The sequence below is a fragment of the Peribacillus simplex genome, from assembly GCF_900156045.1.
GTDB lineage: Bacteria > Bacillota > Bacilli > Bacillales > DSM-1321 > Peribacillus > Peribacillus simplex_D.
The window spans coordinates 545,459-562,014 of sequence record NZ_FTMX01000001.1 but is presented as its reverse complement, the minus strand read 5'-3'; the positions used below and the strand labels follow the sequence as shown (position 1 = coordinate 562,014).

17 protein-coding genes and 1 riboswitch are annotated in these 16,556 nt (G+C 41.8%); of the genes, 1 reads left to right on the top strand and 16 read right to left on the bottom strand.

The window, feature by feature from the left end; genetic code table 11:
• Nucleotides 1-163 precede the first annotated feature (163 nt).
• The 7 genes from racE to BW986_RS02640 all read right to left on the bottom strand — a co-directional run bounded on the left by racE (nt 164) and on the right by BW986_RS02640 (nt 5,948).
• Complete coding sequence (gene racE, locus BW986_RS02670; RefSeq protein WP_076364868.1) at nt 164-967, bottom strand: glutamate racemase; 804 nt, start codon at nt 965-967, stop codon at nt 164-166.
• Nucleotides 968-977: 10 nt separating this feature from the next.
• Nucleotides 978-1,421 (bottom strand): MarR family winged helix-turn-helix transcriptional regulator, encoded by a 444-nt coding sequence (locus BW986_RS02665; protein WP_076366269.1) that lies wholly within the window; start codon nt 1,419-1,421, stop codon nt 978-980.
• A 222-nt stretch (nt 1,422-1,643) separates the two neighbouring features.
• Nucleotides 1,644-1,868, bottom strand: coding sequence for a helix-turn-helix domain-containing protein (locus BW986_RS02660; protein ID WP_028392149.1), 225 nt, complete (start codon nt 1,866-1,868; stop codon nt 1,644-1,646).
• A 106-nt stretch (nt 1,869-1,974) separates the two neighbouring features.
• Entirely contained in the window at nt 1,975-2,454 is a 480-nt protein-coding gene (locus BW986_RS02655; RefSeq protein WP_076364866.1) for an acyl-CoA thioesterase, read from the bottom strand.
• A gap of 272 nt (nt 2,455-2,726) precedes the next feature.
• Nucleotides 2,727-3,500, bottom strand: coding sequence for a succinate dehydrogenase iron-sulfur subunit (gene sdhB, locus BW986_RS02650; protein ID WP_034308984.1), 774 nt, complete (start codon nt 3,498-3,500; stop codon nt 2,727-2,729).
• Nucleotides 3,501-3,517: 17 nt separating this feature from the next.
• The gene (gene sdhA, locus BW986_RS02645) at nt 3,518-5,269 is read right to left on the bottom strand and encodes a succinate dehydrogenase flavoprotein subunit (RefSeq protein ID WP_076366267.1); all 1,752 of its coding nucleotides are present in this window, start codon (nt 5,267-5,269) and stop codon (nt 3,518-3,520) included.
• Between the two features lie 70 nt (nt 5,270-5,339).
• Nucleotides 5,340-5,948: a succinate dehydrogenase cytochrome b558 subunit gene (locus tag BW986_RS02640; protein ID WP_076364864.1), complete on the bottom strand. Its 609-nt coding sequence runs from the start codon at nt 5,946-5,948 to the stop codon at nt 5,340-5,342.
• Nucleotides 5,949-6,331: 383 nt separating this feature from the next.
• On the opposite strand from BW986_RS02640, the gene BW986_RS02635 reads away from it, so the two are divergent.
• Entirely contained in the window at nt 6,332-6,802 is a 471-nt protein-coding gene (locus BW986_RS02635; RefSeq protein WP_076364862.1) for a YslB family protein, read from the top strand.
• 63 nt (nt 6,803-6,865) lie between these two features.
• On the opposite strand, the gene BW986_RS02630 is transcribed toward BW986_RS02635, so the two are convergent.
• The 9 genes from BW986_RS02630 to BW986_RS29975 form a co-directional block, all read right to left on the bottom strand.
• Nucleotides 6,866-8,098, bottom strand: a complete 1,233-nt coding sequence (locus tag BW986_RS02630) for an aspartate kinase (protein ID WP_076364860.1) — start codon at nt 8,096-8,098, stop codon at nt 6,866-6,868.
• An 88-nt stretch (nt 8,099-8,186) separates the two neighbouring features.
• Nucleotides 8,187-8,363, bottom strand: a riboswitch (Lysine riboswitch).
• Between the two features lie 62 nt (nt 8,364-8,425).
• Nucleotides 8,426-10,198 carry an excinuclease ABC subunit UvrC gene (gene uvrC, locus BW986_RS02625; RefSeq protein ID WP_076364858.1) on the bottom strand — a complete coding sequence of 591 codons (1,773 nt, stop codon included), beginning with the start codon at nt 10,196-10,198 and terminating at the stop codon, nt 8,426-8,428.
• Nucleotides 10,199-10,301: 103 nt separating this feature from the next.
• Nucleotides 10,302-10,622, bottom strand: a complete 321-nt coding sequence (gene trxA / locus BW986_RS02620) for a thioredoxin (RefSeq protein WP_464682970.1) — start codon at nt 10,620-10,622, stop codon at nt 10,302-10,304.
• A gap of 202 nt (nt 10,623-10,824) precedes the next feature.
• On the bottom strand, nt 10,825-11,802 hold the full coding sequence (locus BW986_RS02615; protein WP_076364854.1) for an electron transfer flavoprotein subunit alpha/FixB family protein: 978 nt from the start codon (nt 11,800-11,802) through the stop codon (nt 10,825-10,827).
• Nucleotides 11,803-11,871: 69 nt separating this feature from the next.
• Nucleotides 11,872-12,645 (bottom strand): electron transfer flavoprotein subunit beta/FixA family protein, encoded by a 774-nt coding sequence (locus BW986_RS02610; protein ID WP_076364852.1) that lies wholly within the window; start codon nt 12,643-12,645, stop codon nt 11,872-11,874.
• A gap of 114 nt (nt 12,646-12,759) precedes the next feature.
• On the bottom strand, nt 12,760-13,533 hold the full coding sequence (locus BW986_RS02605; protein ID WP_076364850.1) for an enoyl-CoA hydratase: 774 nt from the start codon (nt 13,531-13,533) through the stop codon (nt 12,760-12,762).
• A gap of 126 nt (nt 13,534-13,659) precedes the next feature.
• Nucleotides 13,660-14,247 carry a fatty acid metabolism transcriptional regulator FadR gene (locus BW986_RS02600; protein ID WP_076364848.1) on the bottom strand — a complete coding sequence of 196 codons (588 nt, stop codon included), beginning with the start codon at nt 14,245-14,247 and terminating at the stop codon, nt 13,660-13,662.
• A gap of 199 nt (nt 14,248-14,446) precedes the next feature.
• The gene (locus BW986_RS02595) at nt 14,447-16,144 is read right to left on the bottom strand and encodes a long-chain-fatty-acid--CoA ligase (RefSeq protein WP_076364846.1); all 1,698 of its coding nucleotides are present in this window, start codon (nt 16,142-16,144) and stop codon (nt 14,447-14,449) included.
• 145 nt (nt 16,145-16,289) lie between these two features.
• The gene (locus BW986_RS29975; RefSeq protein ID WP_179085988.1) at nt 16,290-16,436 is read right to left on the bottom strand and encodes a hypothetical protein; all 147 of its coding nucleotides are present in this window, start codon (nt 16,434-16,436) and stop codon (nt 16,290-16,292) included.
• Nucleotides 16,437-16,556: the final 120 nt, after the last annotated feature.

The following is a 16,556-nucleotide window of genomic DNA, read 5'->3' as shown; positions in this document are numbered from 1 at the left end:
TTCATTGGGATTTCAGGAACTCCTGATTGGAACAATCGAATCCCTTTCCCTTCTGTCCCTTAAAGCCAATCCATGCTTCCATCTTCTCTAGCGATATATCCATCCTGGCTTGCAGCTATATACATTTTTCCCCTCCAAAAAAAAAGACTTCCAAATGGAAGCCTTATAAGTGATCAATTTTAATTGTTTCGATGTCATTGACATGAATACCGAGCCAGCTCGACGCGATGGAACCGAACATATCTTTTGAACCGGTTGTGTAAAAGTGATGAACTGGTCGGAGCTTGCTTTTATTGATTAATTTATAGTAATCCAAAATGACACTTGCCTCACGGGCCGTCTCTTCCCCAGAGGAAATGACTTGTACTTCATCCCCCATATAGGTAGAGATTACAGGCCCCAGCAGTGGATAATGGGTACAGCCAAGGATCAATGTGTCGATCTTCGTTTTCTTCAACGGGTTCAAGGTTTGTGCCACGACCCTATTGACGATACCCCCTTGAAACTCCCCGCTTTCCACGATTGGGACAAATTTCGGACATGCCAAACTATCTACTTTCACATCGGAATTGATGGAAGCAAGCGCGTCGTCATAAGCTTTGCTTTTTACCGTACCTTCCGTACCAATAACGCCAATATGCAAGGAATCAGAAACTTTCAATGCCGCCCTTGCCCCTGGATGTATGACACCCAGCACAGGAATCGGAAGTATTGCCCTGATCTCATCCAATACGGCTGCAGTCGCCGTATTGCAAGCGATGATCAGCATTTTTATATCCTTCTTCATCAAGAACCTCGTCATCTGCCATGTGAAGGTTTGGACATCTTTTTTTGTCCTCGGCCCATAAGGGCATCTTGCTGTGTCACCTAAGTAAATTATATTTTCATTTGGTAGCTGACGCATGACTTCTTTAGCAACTGTCAAGCCGCCTACCCCTGAATCAATGATGCCTATCGGTTGTTTCAAAAAACTCGCCTCATTTTTCTTTCATTTCTTGATGTAGTTTTGCTAGAATCCCTTTGAGGGACCTTATGTCAGATTCGTTAAAATTGACTAACACGCCACTCAAGTACTGTTGTCGTTTATTTATTACTTCTTCGATAATCCGTTCACCCTCTTCAAGAAGGTGAATTCGAACCACACGCCGGTCCTTTTCATCCCTGACACGCTGAACAAGCTGATGTTTCTCCATGCGGTCAATCAGATCCGTCGTTGTGCTGAAGGCGAGAAACATCTTCGTGGACAATTCGCCAATCGTCATGTCGCCTGATTCAAAAAGCCATTGCAAAGCCACGAATTGAGGAATGGTAATTTTATAATCATGGAGAATTTCCCTTCCCCTTTGCTTAAGCCATGTCGATACATAGCGCAATTCCTTCTCGATTTCGGCTACATATGCCGCCTGCTTCTCTTCATCCATACACACAGCTCCCCACTTCATGAAACTTATCATACTACCATTTTGGATGAAAGTGAAATGATTTTCAAGATTGATTGCCTGGAAGCATAATGAAACCCCATACATAAAAATAAGCAGCATCCAAAGAAGTCAAAACAACCAAGTTGCTTTGCCCTTCCTTATATGCTGCCAATAAACGGGAGAGAAATTATTTATAAGGCTTACGTATTAAGAGTTAACACATTAAAGCTTAAGTTCTCCCATACGAAGGAGTTCTATGACTGCCTGCGAACGTCCTTTAACTCCAAGCTTCTGCATCGCATTCGAAATATGGTTTCGAACTGTTTTTTCGCTAATAAACAATTCACCTGCGATTTCTTTTGTTGTTTTGTCTTGTACTAGTAACTCAAATACTTCTTTTTCTCTTTTGGTGAGTAGTGGCTTATGAGTGAATTCGTTCTCCTTCAAGTAATGTTACCCTCCTTGCCTTCACCAGCATAAAACCCGGAGTGGGTGTCTATTTAGTCAAGATATAGTATGTCGGCTAGTGCAATGGAGTGACTCTTTTGCTTGTCTAAATGGAAATATTTTTAGGAATATTCAGCTCTGTATGCCACATCGATCGCTTCATCTCTTCCGTCCAAGCTACGGGCCTTCCGGTGGCCTTGGAGACTTGTACAATCGTCCCCCTGCCCGTTAAACAAATTGAACCATCTTGTTTGGTCCCCATATAATGTATGTCCACTGAAGAATTTCCGATATGGTCAGCTTTCACATGGATTGTCAGCCGATCATTGAAAAACACCTGCTTCAGGTAATCACACTGTATATTTGCAACAACCGGCATCTCACCGCATACAGCCGAGGTCCAATCCTTCATGAACCCCATACTGTTGAAATACTCAATCCGAGCCTCCTCAAAATAAGTAAAAGGAATCGTGTTATTCAAGTGCCCAAACATATCAGTTTCCGAAAAGCGAACCTTAATCTCATGTTTAAAAGAAAAATCATTGATCCACTCCGTTATATTATCGATATATGATATTCTGCCCAACTTGTGCACACCCTTTCTGAATTGAATGACTATTCACTCATTTTATAAGAAAACAACGATAATGAAAAGGATTTTCTATTGAAGCAGGTCAATTTTATCAAGCTCACTTCATTAATCAAACCCTTCACCGTTGGCTTGATGCTGCATTTACACTTCGATCCCAGTTATCAATCATTTATTATTGCTGTCGGTTCCCAACCAAGTCCACGTTTATAAAACAATGTAAAAAAAAGAACCCATATCATAAGATACAGGTTCTTTCTTGTTCATCATTAAACTTCATCGCTGCCGAAGAAGTTACGGAATTGTTGGATCGTAGTATCACGGTTCAACGCGGCAATCGAAGTCGTTAATGGAATGCCTTTAGGGCAAGACTGCACACAGTTTTGTGAGTTACCGCAGTTTGCAAGTCCTCCATCACCCATGATCGTATTTAAACGTTCAGCTTTGTTCATTGCACCTGTTGGATGTGCATTGAATAAACGAACTTGCGATAATGGTTGTGGCCCAATGAAGTCTGAATTGCTGTTTACGTTCGGACAAGCTTCCAGACAAACACCGCAAGTCATACATTTAGATAACTCGTAAGCCCATTGGCGTTTCTTTTCTGGCATACGAGGTCCTGGTCCAAGATTGTACGTTCCATCGATTGGAATCCATGCTTTTACCTTTTTCAATGAGTCGAACATACGGCTGCGATCGACTTGCAGGTCACGAACAACAGGGAATGTACGCATTGGAGCTAGACGAACCGGCTGCTCCAATTGATCGATAAGAGCTGTACATGATTGTCTTGGTTTACCATTGATAACCATTGAACAAGCACCACATACCTCTTCAAGACAGTTCATGTCCCATGCGATTGCTGTAGTGTGCTTGCCTTGTACAGTTACTGGATTACGACGAATTTCCATTAGAGCGGAAATTACGTTCATATTCGGGCGGTACGCTAATTCGAATTCCTCATCATAAGGAGCTGAATCCGGTGTATCTTGACGAGTGATTATAAAACGGACTGTTTTAGTCTCAGATTTAGTTTCAACCATTTTTTTGCTCCCCCTCTTTAGTGTTTCGTTGTGTAGTCACGTTTACGCGGTGCGATCAGTGATACATCAATATCTTCATAATGGAATTCAGGTGCTTGATCCAAGCCTTTGAATGTTGCCATAGTAGTTTTCATGAATTCCTCATCATTACGTTCCGGGAAATCAGGTTTGTAATGCGCTCCGCGGCTTTCGTCACGGTTTAACGCACCAATTGTGATTACACGAGCCAATTGCATCATGTTTTGCAGCTGTCTAGTGAATGCTGCTCCTTGGTTACTCCATTTTGCCGTGTCATTGATGTTAATTTTCTTGTAACGTTCCATCAGCTCAAGAATCTTGTTATCCGTTTCTTTCAGCTTGTCATTGTAACGAACTACAGTAACATGCTGTGTCATCCACTCACCAAGTTCTTTGTGAAGGATGTACGCATTTTCGTTACCATCAAGAGACATGACTTCATTCCATTTCTCCTGTTCTTGTTTTTCGTACCCTTCATACAATGAAGAAGGAATGGATTCTGAAGTTTTATCAAGGCCTTCAATATATTTAACGGCATTCGGTCCAGCGACTGAACCACCATAGATTGCAGAAAGAAGTGAGTTCGCACCAAGACGGTTACCGCCATGTTGTGAGTAGTCACACTCACCTGCAGCGAATAAACCTTTGATGTTAGTCATTTGGTCATAATCCACCCAAAGTCCGCCCATTGAATAGTGAACGGCAGGGAAAATTTTCATTGGAACTTTACGAGGATCTTCACCCATGAATTTCTCGTAGATTTCAATGATTCCGCCAAGTTTTATATCAAGTAATTTAGGATCTTTATGTGATAGATCCAGGTAAACCATGTTTTCTCCATTTATGCCAAGCTTCATGTTCATACATACGTCGAAGATTTCACGAGTCGCGATATCACGAGGTACCAGATTACCATAAGCAGGGTATTTTTCTTCAAGGAAATACCAAGGTTTTCCGTCTTTATATGTCCAGATACGTCCACCTTCACCACGAGCGGATTCACTCATCAGACGAAGTTTGTCATCTCCAGGGATTGCTGTCGGGTGAATTTGAATGAATTCACCATTTGCATAATTTACACCTTGTTGATAAACGATGGAAGCTGCTGATCCTGTATTGATCATTGAGTTAGTTGATTTACCGAAAATGATTCCAGGGCCGCCGCTCGCCATGATGACTGCGTCGCCAGGGAATGATTTGATTTCCATTGAAGTCAGGTTTTGAGCTACGATACCGCGTGCTGTTTGCTCATCATCGATAACAGCTCCAAGGAATTCCCAGCCTTCATATTTCGTTACAAGGCCTTCAACTTCATAACGGCGAACTTGCTCGTCCAATGCGTAAAGTAATTGCTGACCAGTTGTTGCACCAGCGAATGCTGTACGGCTATGTTGAGTACCACCGAAACGACGGAAATCAAGAAGACCTTCCGGAGTACGGTTGAACATTACACCCATACGGTCAAACATGTGGATGATCGATGGTGCTGCTTCGCACATCGCTTTAACCGGCGGTTGGTTAGCCAAGAAATCTCCGCCATAAACTGTATCGTCGAAGTGGATGTATGGAGAATCCCCTTCACCTTTTGTATTAACTGCCCCGTTGATTCCGCCTTGGGCACAAACTGAGTGAGAGCGTTTAACAGGCACTAAAGAAAATAAATCAACCTGTTGTCCCAGCTCTGCTGCTTTGATCGTAGCCATTAATCCAGCTAGACCTCCACCAACGATAACTATTTTACCTTTACCCAATTCTGTCACTCCCTTATTTCCATTAGCCAAGCTATGTTTTTCCTAATACTTATAAATGAACTCTATCTTCTTATACGAAAGCGAAAATTGCGCTGACTCCGATATAAGAAAGAAGAACGAAAACGATCAATGTAAAGTAAGTCATGATTCTTTGCGATCTTGGTGAAACTGTCAGACCCCAGCTCACAGCAAATGACCATAATCCATTAGCAAAGTGGAAGATTGCCGAGATTACACCAACAATATAGAACACAAGCATGAATGGACTAGAGAAAATATCTGCCATCATGTCAAAGTTAACTTCAGCACCCATAGCTGCTTGAATCCTTGTTGCCCATATATGCCAAACAAGGAAAATCAATGTTATGATTCCAGTTAGGCGTTGCAGCATGAACATCCAGTTACGGAAGAAACTAAATCTGCCTAAATTGTTTTTTGCTGTAAAGGCAATATAAATTCCGTACACAGCATGGAAAATGAGCGGTAGATAGATGACGACCCATTCCACCAAAATCTTCACGGGCGTAAACTCAATTAAATGAACTGCCCCATTAAAAGTTTCTTCTCCTTTTGTTGCCATAAAGTTTACCGATAAATGAAAAATTAGGAATAGACCAATTGGAATTACTCCTAGAAGTGAATGAAGCCTGCGATTCCCAAACTCACGATTCTTTGCCACTAAGTGCCCCCCCTTAATTTGTGAAAAATCATGCAAAGATAATCTGGTGGCTACCTTTTATCTCCGCGTGAAAATACAGTATAGAGTCAAAAAACTCCTCTATACTTCCTTTACAATTATGTGACATGTCCATTTTACTCCTGACTTCTATGTGCGTCAAGAAAACGGATACAAGAAATCTCTTTTTCAGAATAGATTTTATTGGATTAATTTGTCTATTTTTTATCTATCATGCATATATTTTGAAGAAATTACTCATTAATCTATTAATATCTCGCAATAATTTCTCATTTTTTTCCAATTGTTATTTAAATAAATAAAAAACAGTATAATTTGCAAAAGAAATGCGTTTATAATAGATTTACAGAAAGAGGCGATAAATTATGAAAAAAAATATTGCTGCTGCGATAGAAGAAGAGATTCATACTGAAGAAATTCAAACTGAAGAATTCAAAGTTCCAGCTTTCGGGTACGAATTAATCAGAGAAGTTCTATTGAACGATATTCTCGGAAAAGACTCAAATCAAATCCTCTATTGGGCAGGTAAACAATTAGCAAGAAAATTCCCATTGAATGGCGATCAGGAAGTTATTGAATTTTTCCAAAGCGCTGGATGGGGCAATCTGGAAATCTTGAAGTATACGAAACACGAGATGGAATTATCCCTGACGGGTGAAATAATCAGCCGCCGCCTGGATTTACACCCTGATTGTCACTTTCAGCTTGAAGCCGGTTTCCTTGCCGAGCAGTTTTCACTGCAAAAAAAATTCCTCAGCGAATCAACGGAAGAAATCAAACGCCGCGCAAAAAAAGTGATATTCACCATCCAATGGGATCCCAGAGATCCAATCTAATGAGCCCTTAAAACAGACTTACCCTTTTTACCGGAAGTCTGTTTTTTATTGGACTCCTGACACTTAAGCTAGCACATTTGCATGCTGACCAAGTTTAAATGCTTCATGAAGGGATTCAACCGCCTTCACCATTTCCTTTTCATTGACGACAGTCGAAACTTTAATTTCCGATGTGCTGACCATTTTCACCTGGATGCCTGTATTGGCCATCACCTCGAACATCTCGGCAGCCACTCCGGGATTGGATACCATACCAGATCCGACGATGGACACTTTGGCCAACCCGCTCTCCGTTTCGACCCGGTCGAATCCCAATTGTTCTTTATTATTTTCCAGCACGATCAAGGCCGCTTCCGTATCTTCACTTTTTGTGGAAAAAGATAGATTGGTCGTATCCTCGGCTGTCATGCTTTGAATGATGATGTCCACATTAATTTGGTTTTTCGCAAGTGTCGTGAAGATTGTGGATAATGAACCAAGTGATTGGGGCAAACCATAAATTGTGACCCTCGTAATACTGTCTTCAAAAGCAATGCCGCGTACAATTAAGTTTTCTTCCATAGTTGCTTCCTCCTCAATGATCGTTCCTGATTCTCTCTCCATGCTTGAACGGACTTCAAGCGGAATTTGATAATTTTTTGCATATTCGACTGCCCTTGGATGAAGGACGCCCGCCCCCAGGTTGGCAAGTTCCAGCATTTCATCGTAAGAAATGGATTGGAGTTTTCGCGCGCCTTTTATGTAGCGTGGATCCGTTGTGAAAACACCCGTTACATCCGTATAAATATCGCATCTATCCGCATTCAGCGCTGCGGCGATGGCAACCGCCGTCGTATCGGAACCGCCTCGCCCCAAGGTAGTGATTTCCCCATTTACATCGTTACCCTGGAAACCGGCCACGACCACTATTTTCTTCTCTTGAAGCTGAGCTTGGATCCTTGAAGCATCGATGTTTAAAATCCGGGCATTCCCATGAACGGATTCCGTTTGCATGCCAGCCTGCCAGCCAGTATACGAAATGGCTTCATGCCCTTCTTCAATCAATGCCATCGTTAACAGGGAAATCGTTACCTGTTCCCCAGTAGTCAATAGCATATCCATTTCCCTTTTGCTCGGGTTTCCGGAAATATCACGGGCCATGGAAACCAATTGGTCCGTTGTTTTCCCCATAGCTGAAACAACGACGACTACCTCATTTCCATTCTCAGCTTCCTCGATTACCCGATTGGCAACATTTTTGATTTTTTCTACGCTACCGACGGATGTTCCGCCAAATTTTTGAACGATTAACGCCATCCTCATGCACCCTCTCTACTTTTTAGGCAATAAAAAAAGCAATGAGAAATATCTCATTGCTGTGATCACATATCTAATACTGTAAACACAGTGAGATAGCTCTCCAGGGTATAAACCCTGACAATCCGCCATTTATTAAATGTCGGACCAGGAAAACAAGGTATGAGTCTTATCTTCCTTCGGCGTCATCCCCTTTCAAAACCTTTCATGGAAGCTCATACTTCTCCAGGTTTTTACTCTTGAATTCCGCACCTCTATCAGCACTTTTTAAGTTGTCTAGTTAAAAATTCCTTTTAATCATAGCATAGTGATTTATCGGTAGCAAGATTATTCTTGTAATTTTCTAACGATTCCCTCGGCTACCCCTTTTGGCATACCAGCTTCCATGATTTCCTCGACTGTTGCCTCTTTGATTTTCTTCAATGATCCAAAATGCCTTAATAATTGCTTCCTTCTTTTTTCCCCGACTCCTGGAATATCATCAAGCTGAGAGTGAACCGCATTTTTCCCGCGTAGCTGGCGATGAAAAGTAATCGCGAACCGATGCACTTCATCCTGAATTCTTTGCAATAGGTAAAATTCCTGGCTCCGTGAATCAAGAGGTACGATTTCAAGAGGATTTCCGATCATCAATTGCGATGTCCTATGCTTTTCATCCTTAATGAGGCCTGAAAGTGGAATCTCAAGGCCCAATTCATTTTCCAAAATATCCCGAACGGCTTCGACATGTCCCTTTCCGCCATCAATGATGATCAAGTCCGGAAGCGGCAGCCCTTCTTTCAATACTCGTGAATACCTTCTTCTGACCACTTCACGCATCGATTCATAATCATCGGGTCCCTGGACCGTCTTGATCTTATATTTTCGATACTCTCTTTTTTCCGGCTTCCCATCAATGAACACGACTAAAGCGGAAACAGGGTCACTTCCCTGGATATTGGAGTTATCGAAAGCTTCAATTCGATGCGGTGTGTAGATACCCAGTTGGTTCCCGAGGTTTTCCACCGCATTGATCGTTCTTTCTTCATCCCTTTCAATCAAAGAGAATTTTTCCTGAAGGGCGATGGAGGCATTTTTATTCGCCAATTTAAGCATGTCTTTTTTCGCCCCCCTTTTGGGGTGAATCGTTTTGACACCAAGCAGCCCTTCGGCCATTTCGGCATCCACTGATTCAGGCAGCAAGATTTCCTTTGGTTTAAAATGGTTCGTAATCTCGTAAAATTGACCGAGGAATGTAAGAAGTTCCTGTTCGGGTTCATCATAGACCGGAAAAAGTGAAACATCCCTTTCTATTAATTTACCCTGCCGGACAAAAAATACCTGAACGCACATCCAGCCCTTATCATAGGCAAACCCAAATACATCCCTGTCGATGAAATCGGTCGTCATCATTTTTTGCTTCTCCATCGTAATATCAATGTGGGCAATCTTGTCACGGAACTCCTTGGCCCTCTCGAAATCGAGCTCTTCTGATGCCACTAGCATTTTTTCAGTCAGTTCTTTTTTTATTTCAGTATGCCCGCCGTTCAAGAACCGGTTTATATCATCCACCATTTTTTTATATTCATGTTCCTCTACTTCATATACACATGGGGCCAGGCACTGTCCAAGATGATAGTAGAGACAAACGCGATCGGGTAATGTATTGCATTTTCTTAGGGGATAGATGCGGTCGAGCAATTTTTTCGTTTCGTTAGCTGCAAATGCATTCGGATAAGGACCGAAATATTTCCCTTTGTCTTTTTTTACTTTTCGCGTAATGATTAGACGTGGGTGGCGTTCCGCAGTCAGCTTGATGAAAGGATACGTCTTATCATCCTTTAGCATGACATTATATTTTGGGTCATGTTTTTTGATTAAGTTCAACTCTAAAATAAGAGCCTCTATATTGGATGAGGTGACGATGTATTCGAAATCCTCAATCTCATTCACGAGCCGAAATGTTTTTCCATCATGAGATCCCGTAAAATAAGAACGGACCCGATTTTTCAACACCTTCGCTTTGCCTACATATATGATCGTTCCCTGACGATCTTTCATTAAATAACAACCAGGTTGATCGGGAAGAAGGGCAAGTTTATTCTTTATTTGTTGATTCATGCATTCAGCCTCCTGTTCTCCCATTATTACAATCATTATATATCAAGATAGCGAAAAAAGCTTCAAGTCCGCAGACTTGAAGCTTTTTTTAGCTAACTTACTATTACGCGTGTTTTGCAATAAGTTCAGCAAGTGCTTCTTTAGGTTGGAAACCAACAACCTTATCAACCACTTCACCGTCTTTAAGGACGATTAATGTCGGGATGCTCATCACACCGAATTTTCCTGCTGTTTCTTGGTTTTCATCTACATCCACTTTTACGATTTTTGCTTTATCGCCAATTTCAGTATCAAGCTCTTGAAGAACAGGAGCGATCATTTTACAAGGTCCGCACCATGGAGCCCAAAAATCTACAAGAACAACACCTTCGCTTGTATCTGTTGTGAAAGTTTGGTCAGTTGCATTTACAATAGCCATATATATTTCCTCCTCAAATTTACTCAAATAACTAAAGACAGTATACCATTGTTGCTCGAATCGATGCTAATATTTTGCTTCAGTGGTAGGATGTCCAAAAAAAGAATAAATATGCAGGCCGAAAGTCCTTGCCTCTTAATCCAAATAAAAGGCAAGACATGTATCGGCTTATGCCAAATGTCTTGCCCCCTTATCTGTATTATCTCTATTATGCGTTAACTTTTAGTTTTTTGAATTCTTCCGTAAGTAACGGAACAACTTCGAAAAGGTCTCCGACAATTCCATAATCAGCCACATTGAATATGTTAGCTTCCGGGTCTTTATTGATGGCAACGATAACCTTGGAGTTGGACATCCCGGCTAAATGCTGGATCGCACCGGAAATTCCGCAGGCGATATAAAGGTCAGGTGTTACGACTTTGCCCGTTTGCCCGATTTGCAAAGAGTAATCGCAATAGTCCGCATCACATGCTCCGCGGGAAGCTCCTACCGCTCCGCCAAGAACTTGTGCAAGTTCCTTTAATGGTTCAAAGCCATCTTCACTTTTCACGCCCCGTCCACCTGCGATGATTACTTTCGCTTCGGAAAGGTCTACCCCTTCGCTAGCTTTTCTAACAACATCTTTAATGATAGTGCGTAAATCCTTAATATCCACACTTAATGTAGAAACATCACCAGAGCGGGACTCATCTTTCGCTAATGGTTCGATATTGTTCGGACGGATTGTCGCGAATATCACGCCATCTGTAACAATTTTCTTTTCAAATGCCTTACCAGAATAAATCGGGCGGGTGAAAACGATATTTCCGCCTTCTTCTTCAATAGCTGTAACGTCCGAAATCAAACCTGACTCAAGCTTTCCTGCCAATTTAGGTGCAAGGTCTTTTCCTAGGGCCGTATGTCCAAAGAAAATCCCTTCTGGCTTTTCCTGCTCGATGATGGCAATCAAGCTTTGCGCATATCCATCTGAAGTATATTGTTTCAATTGATCATTCTCTACTGCAACAACCCGGTCCGCGCCATATTGGATCAATTCATTTCCGAAACTTTGAACACTGTCACCAACCAAAACACCTACGATTTCCCCGCCATCTGCAGCAAGTTTAGCCGCACCGATAGCTTCAAATGATACATTTCTTAGTGAACCGTCACGAACTTCGCCCAATACAAGAAACTTTCTAGCCATTTATAAAGACCTCCTGTGCTCTATTTTTCTTTTTTGCCGTGTTTGTTGTTTTGAAAAGTACGTTTAAGATTAAATCACTTTTGCTTCACTGCGTAATAATTGAACAAGTTCGCTAACTTGATCACTGATTTCTCCGTCCAATACTTTTCCAGCTTCTTTTTTAGCAGGAAGGTAAATTTCAATCGTTTTTGTTTTTGCTTCAACATCTTCTTCTTCCAAATCCAGGTCATCCAATTCCAATTCTTCAAGCGGTTTTTTCTTCGCTTTCATGATTCCTGGCAATGAAGGATAACGCGGCTCATTTAGCCCTTGTTGAGCTGTCACCAACAATGGAAGGGATGCTTCGATCGTTTCAGAGTCCCCTTCGACATCACGGATAACGCTTACATTTCCATTTGCGATGTCCAGTTTAGTAATGGTTGTAATATAAGGAATTTCTAAAATTTCGGCAACGCGTGGTCCCACTTGACCAGAACCGCCATCGATTGCAACGTTTCCTGCAATGATTAAATCGGCATTTTTACCTTTTAAGTATTCACCGATAATTTTGGCAGTCGTGAATTGGTCGCCATTTTCTATGTCGTCTTCTATATTTATCAATACGGCTTTGTCAGCACCCATTGCCAGCGCTGTACGTAATTGCTTTTCAGCCTCTTCGGTTCCGACAGAAATAACCGTTACTTCTCCGCCTTGTGCATCACGCACCTGGATTGCTTCTTCAACTGCATACTCATCGTATGGATTAATGATGAATTCTGCACCATCCTCATTAATTTTTCCGTTGGATAGTGTAATTTTTTCTTCTGTATCAAATGTTCTTTTCAGCAGTACATAAATGTTCACGATAATACCTCCCGAATAATTTGAGTTTTGAAGATTATGAATTTTATTGATATATAGTATTGTTCTACAGATTTCATCAAAATCCTGCATGATATATAAAAATAGTTATTTCTATCATTTCCCTTTGAATACAGCTTCCCTTTTTTCAATGAAAGCGCTGATTCCTTCTTTTGCATCAGCGGTATCGAAAGCTTGGCCAAAGAGGGCGGCTTCCCTTTCCACACCTTTATGGTAGGAATCATGCTTAGAATAATTCAATAACTCAATGGCCGACTTTAAAGCCAATGGGCTTTTCTTGGCAATTTTATTGGCTAGTTCCTTAGCTTTTGGAATCAGTTCTTCATCCGTGAAGGCATGATTCGCCAATCCGCATTGCACAGCTTGCGTACCAGATATCGGTTCACTTGTAAACAGCATTTCAGCAGCCTTTGCCATGCCTACATAACGAGGAAGTCGTTGGGTCCCCGCAAATCCAGGGATTAAGCCCAACTGCAGCTCAGGCAAACCAAGTTTAGCCCTTTCGGTGACCAATCGGATGTGACAGGCCATAGCCAGCTCCAATCCTCCGCCAAGCGCTGCCCCATGGATGGCTGCAATGACCGGTTTTGGAAAAGATTCGATTTTCTCAAATACAGATTGGCCATTCTTGGTCAGCTTCTCGAAGGCTTTCCCGTTCTCCACTTCAGTAAACTCTTTAATGTCTGCTCCAGCAGAGAAGAACCTTCCTTCACCATGAACAAGGACAACCCGTACGGCATCGTCTTTCTCAATTTGATCGAAGGCCTCTGAAAGCTCTCCGATGATAGCCGAAGAAAGCGCATTTGCAGGTGCATGATCAATCGTTATAAAAGCCACATGATTTTCGACAGAAAGCTTAAGATATTCCATATCAATCCCTCCAGGCATCCTAGTCAAACTCTTTTGAAAATTCAATATGTATCACTTCCCTAATGAAACCGGAAGCATGATTAATCGATTCTTTCGAGGATGGCTGGCCATCCTCTATTTAAATCGTTAACTTTTCTGGCCACAGCCACCAATTAGAAGGCGGTGAACGTCTGGTGCAAGGTCAGGAAGAGAGTACTTTTGCTCATTCATGACCCAAGTCGTCACTGTTTCGTCAATCGTTCCAAAAATCATCTGCCTGGCAAGTAAATTATTTAGATCAGGCAGGAATTCGCCGTTCTCTTTTCCTTCAATAATGATCTGATCGATTAAATTTAAATACCCTCTTAACACATCATTAATTCTAAGGCGCAATTCTTTATTCGACTGTCTTAATTCCAACTGAGTGACAATTGCTAAATTCACGTCTTCTGAAAGGTTTTTAAAATGTTTTTGGATGAGCACATGCAGTTTATCCGAAGCAGTGGTCTTTCCTTTTATTTCTTCTTCGATCTGTTCCACAAAAGAGCCCATCTTTTCATGGAATAATGATATTAATATATCTTCTTTATTTTTAAAATATAGATATATGGTGCCATCCGCTACGCCTGCCTGCTTGGCGATTTTGGATACTTGGGCTTGATAGTACCCGTTTTGGGCAATGACGATAACGGCCGCTTCAATAATTTGATTATACTTTGGTCTGTTGCTTTTCACTGGATGTCCCCTTTCAGAAAATGAATGAATCATCATTCATATTTCTATCATAAAATGACGACCTTTTACTGTCAAGCAAAAACTTCAAGAGTCCTGACATTCCACTTATGTTCATTGTACAGCCCCCACCCATAGCTTGTCCAGCCGTTCGGCAAAACACGGAGCTCTCTTCCGCTGCTCCGTTAAAAAGGGGGCCTGTTTACGCTTCTTTTCTTTCCTCGGATATTTTTTTCTTTTCCTCCTCGATAAGGACTCTTCTCAGGATCTTTCCAATCGTCGTTTTAGGAAGTTCATCCCTGAATTCATAGCTGCGCGGCACCTTATAGGAAGCCAGGTTCTTTCTGGCAAATTCATTCAATTCCTCTTCAGTGGCCCTGGCATTTTTTTTCAGTACGACATAGGCCTTGACTGTCTCACCGCGATAGGGGTCAGGGATACCTGCCACAACCACTTCCTGTATGGCCTCATGCTCGTATAGCACTTCCTCCACCTCTCGTGGATATATATTGAAACCGCCTGCAATGATTGTATCCTTTTTCCTCTCGACCACATAAAAGAACCCCTGCTCATCCATGTAACCCAGATCTCCTGTAAGCAGCCAGCCATTTTTAAAGGTGTTTTCCGTTTCATCCGGACGGTTCCAATATCCTTGCATTACCTGTGGTCCCTTTATCGCAATTTCGCCTATTTCATTCGGAGGAAGCTCTTCAAAGGTTTCCAGGGACAGAATCACCGAGTCAGTATCTGGCCACGGCAGCCCGATGCTTCCTTTTACACGCGGCTGATCCCAGATGAAATTAGCATGGGTCACCGGTGATGTTTCAGAAAGTCCATAGCCTTCAACAAGCTTCCCGCCAGTAATTTTCTCAAACTGCTCTTGAACCTCTACGGGCAATGATGCAGAACCGCTAATACAGGCATCGATGGAAGAAAGGTCATATTTAGCGATATCCGGATGGTTCAAGAGGCCGATATATATCGTTGGCGCTCCTGGAAACATGGTCGGTTTCTGTTTTTGAATGGTTTTAAGCGTCGCTTCGACATCGAACTTTGGCATGATGATCATGGTGTTCCCTTCCATGACGGAAAGAACCAAGACTGTAGTCATACCGTACACATGGAAGAAAGGCAGAATCGCAAGGATCCTTTCCTCACCGCGCTTATTTTTATAAAGCCAAGCATTGCACATTTTCGTATTCGCAAGCAAGTTCTTATGAGTAAGCATGACCCCTTTTGGAAAGCCTGTAGTCCCGCCAGTATATTGCAAAAGGGCAAGGTCATTATCCACATCGATCGGCACAGTGACTTCTTCAGTCATCTTTCGTTTCATGATTTCGGAAAATAAATGATGATTCCCTTCATGCTCCACATTGATGACAATGCCATATTGCTTTTTTTGAATAAAAGGATAGATAAGATTTTTCGGAAAAGGTAAATATTCCTTGATAGCGGTTACAATTATATGTTCTATATCCGTTCTTGATGCCACTGCAGCAACACGGGGAAATAAAATATCCATCGCCAAAATTATTTTCGCTCCGGAATCTTTCATTTGATATTCCAATTCACGTTCAGTATAGGTTGGATTCGTTTGAACCACGACTCCGCCGGCCATCAATATCCCAAAAAAGCTTATGACACCCTGAGGGCAGTTAGGAAGCATGACGGCAACGCGTTCACCTTTTTGAAGACCGATACTTTTTAAATAGGCAGCAAATTTTAAAGCAGATTCATGCACTTCCCGGAAAGTTAATTCTTTTCCCTGGAAATGAATCGATACTTTATCGGGGTATTCATCGGCTGATTCCTTTAAAAAAGAATAAAGAGGTTTATCTTCGTAAGACAAAACAGCGGGTATCTGTTCCGGATAAATAGCTTGCCATGGCTTATTGCTCATTTGCCCCCTCCTTCTGAATATTCTCAATACTCTTTTCATTATAATACAATCGGGATTTTCTTACAATTGCCGGATTTCAAAGTATAAAGACCCTATGATGAGATATATGTCCTATACCGACCCCAGGGAATATTGGATGCAACACTTAAAAAGGGGAACAAAAAAAGGGTGTCCATTTCGAATATCCATCCGTTAACCGGATCACCCATCCGTCATGGATTGGCATTTGCATGGCCAGTAAAGCATGCAACGATAATTCTTCAATCTTTTGTATCAATTTGGACTGATCCATACTCCTCCTCTTCCGAAAAGTCTATTTGATATATATGCCACACCAACTCTTTTTAATGGAACTCAAATAAAAGAAGCGGCACAATGGCCGCTTCAGTTGAAGAATGTCATATAAATGATT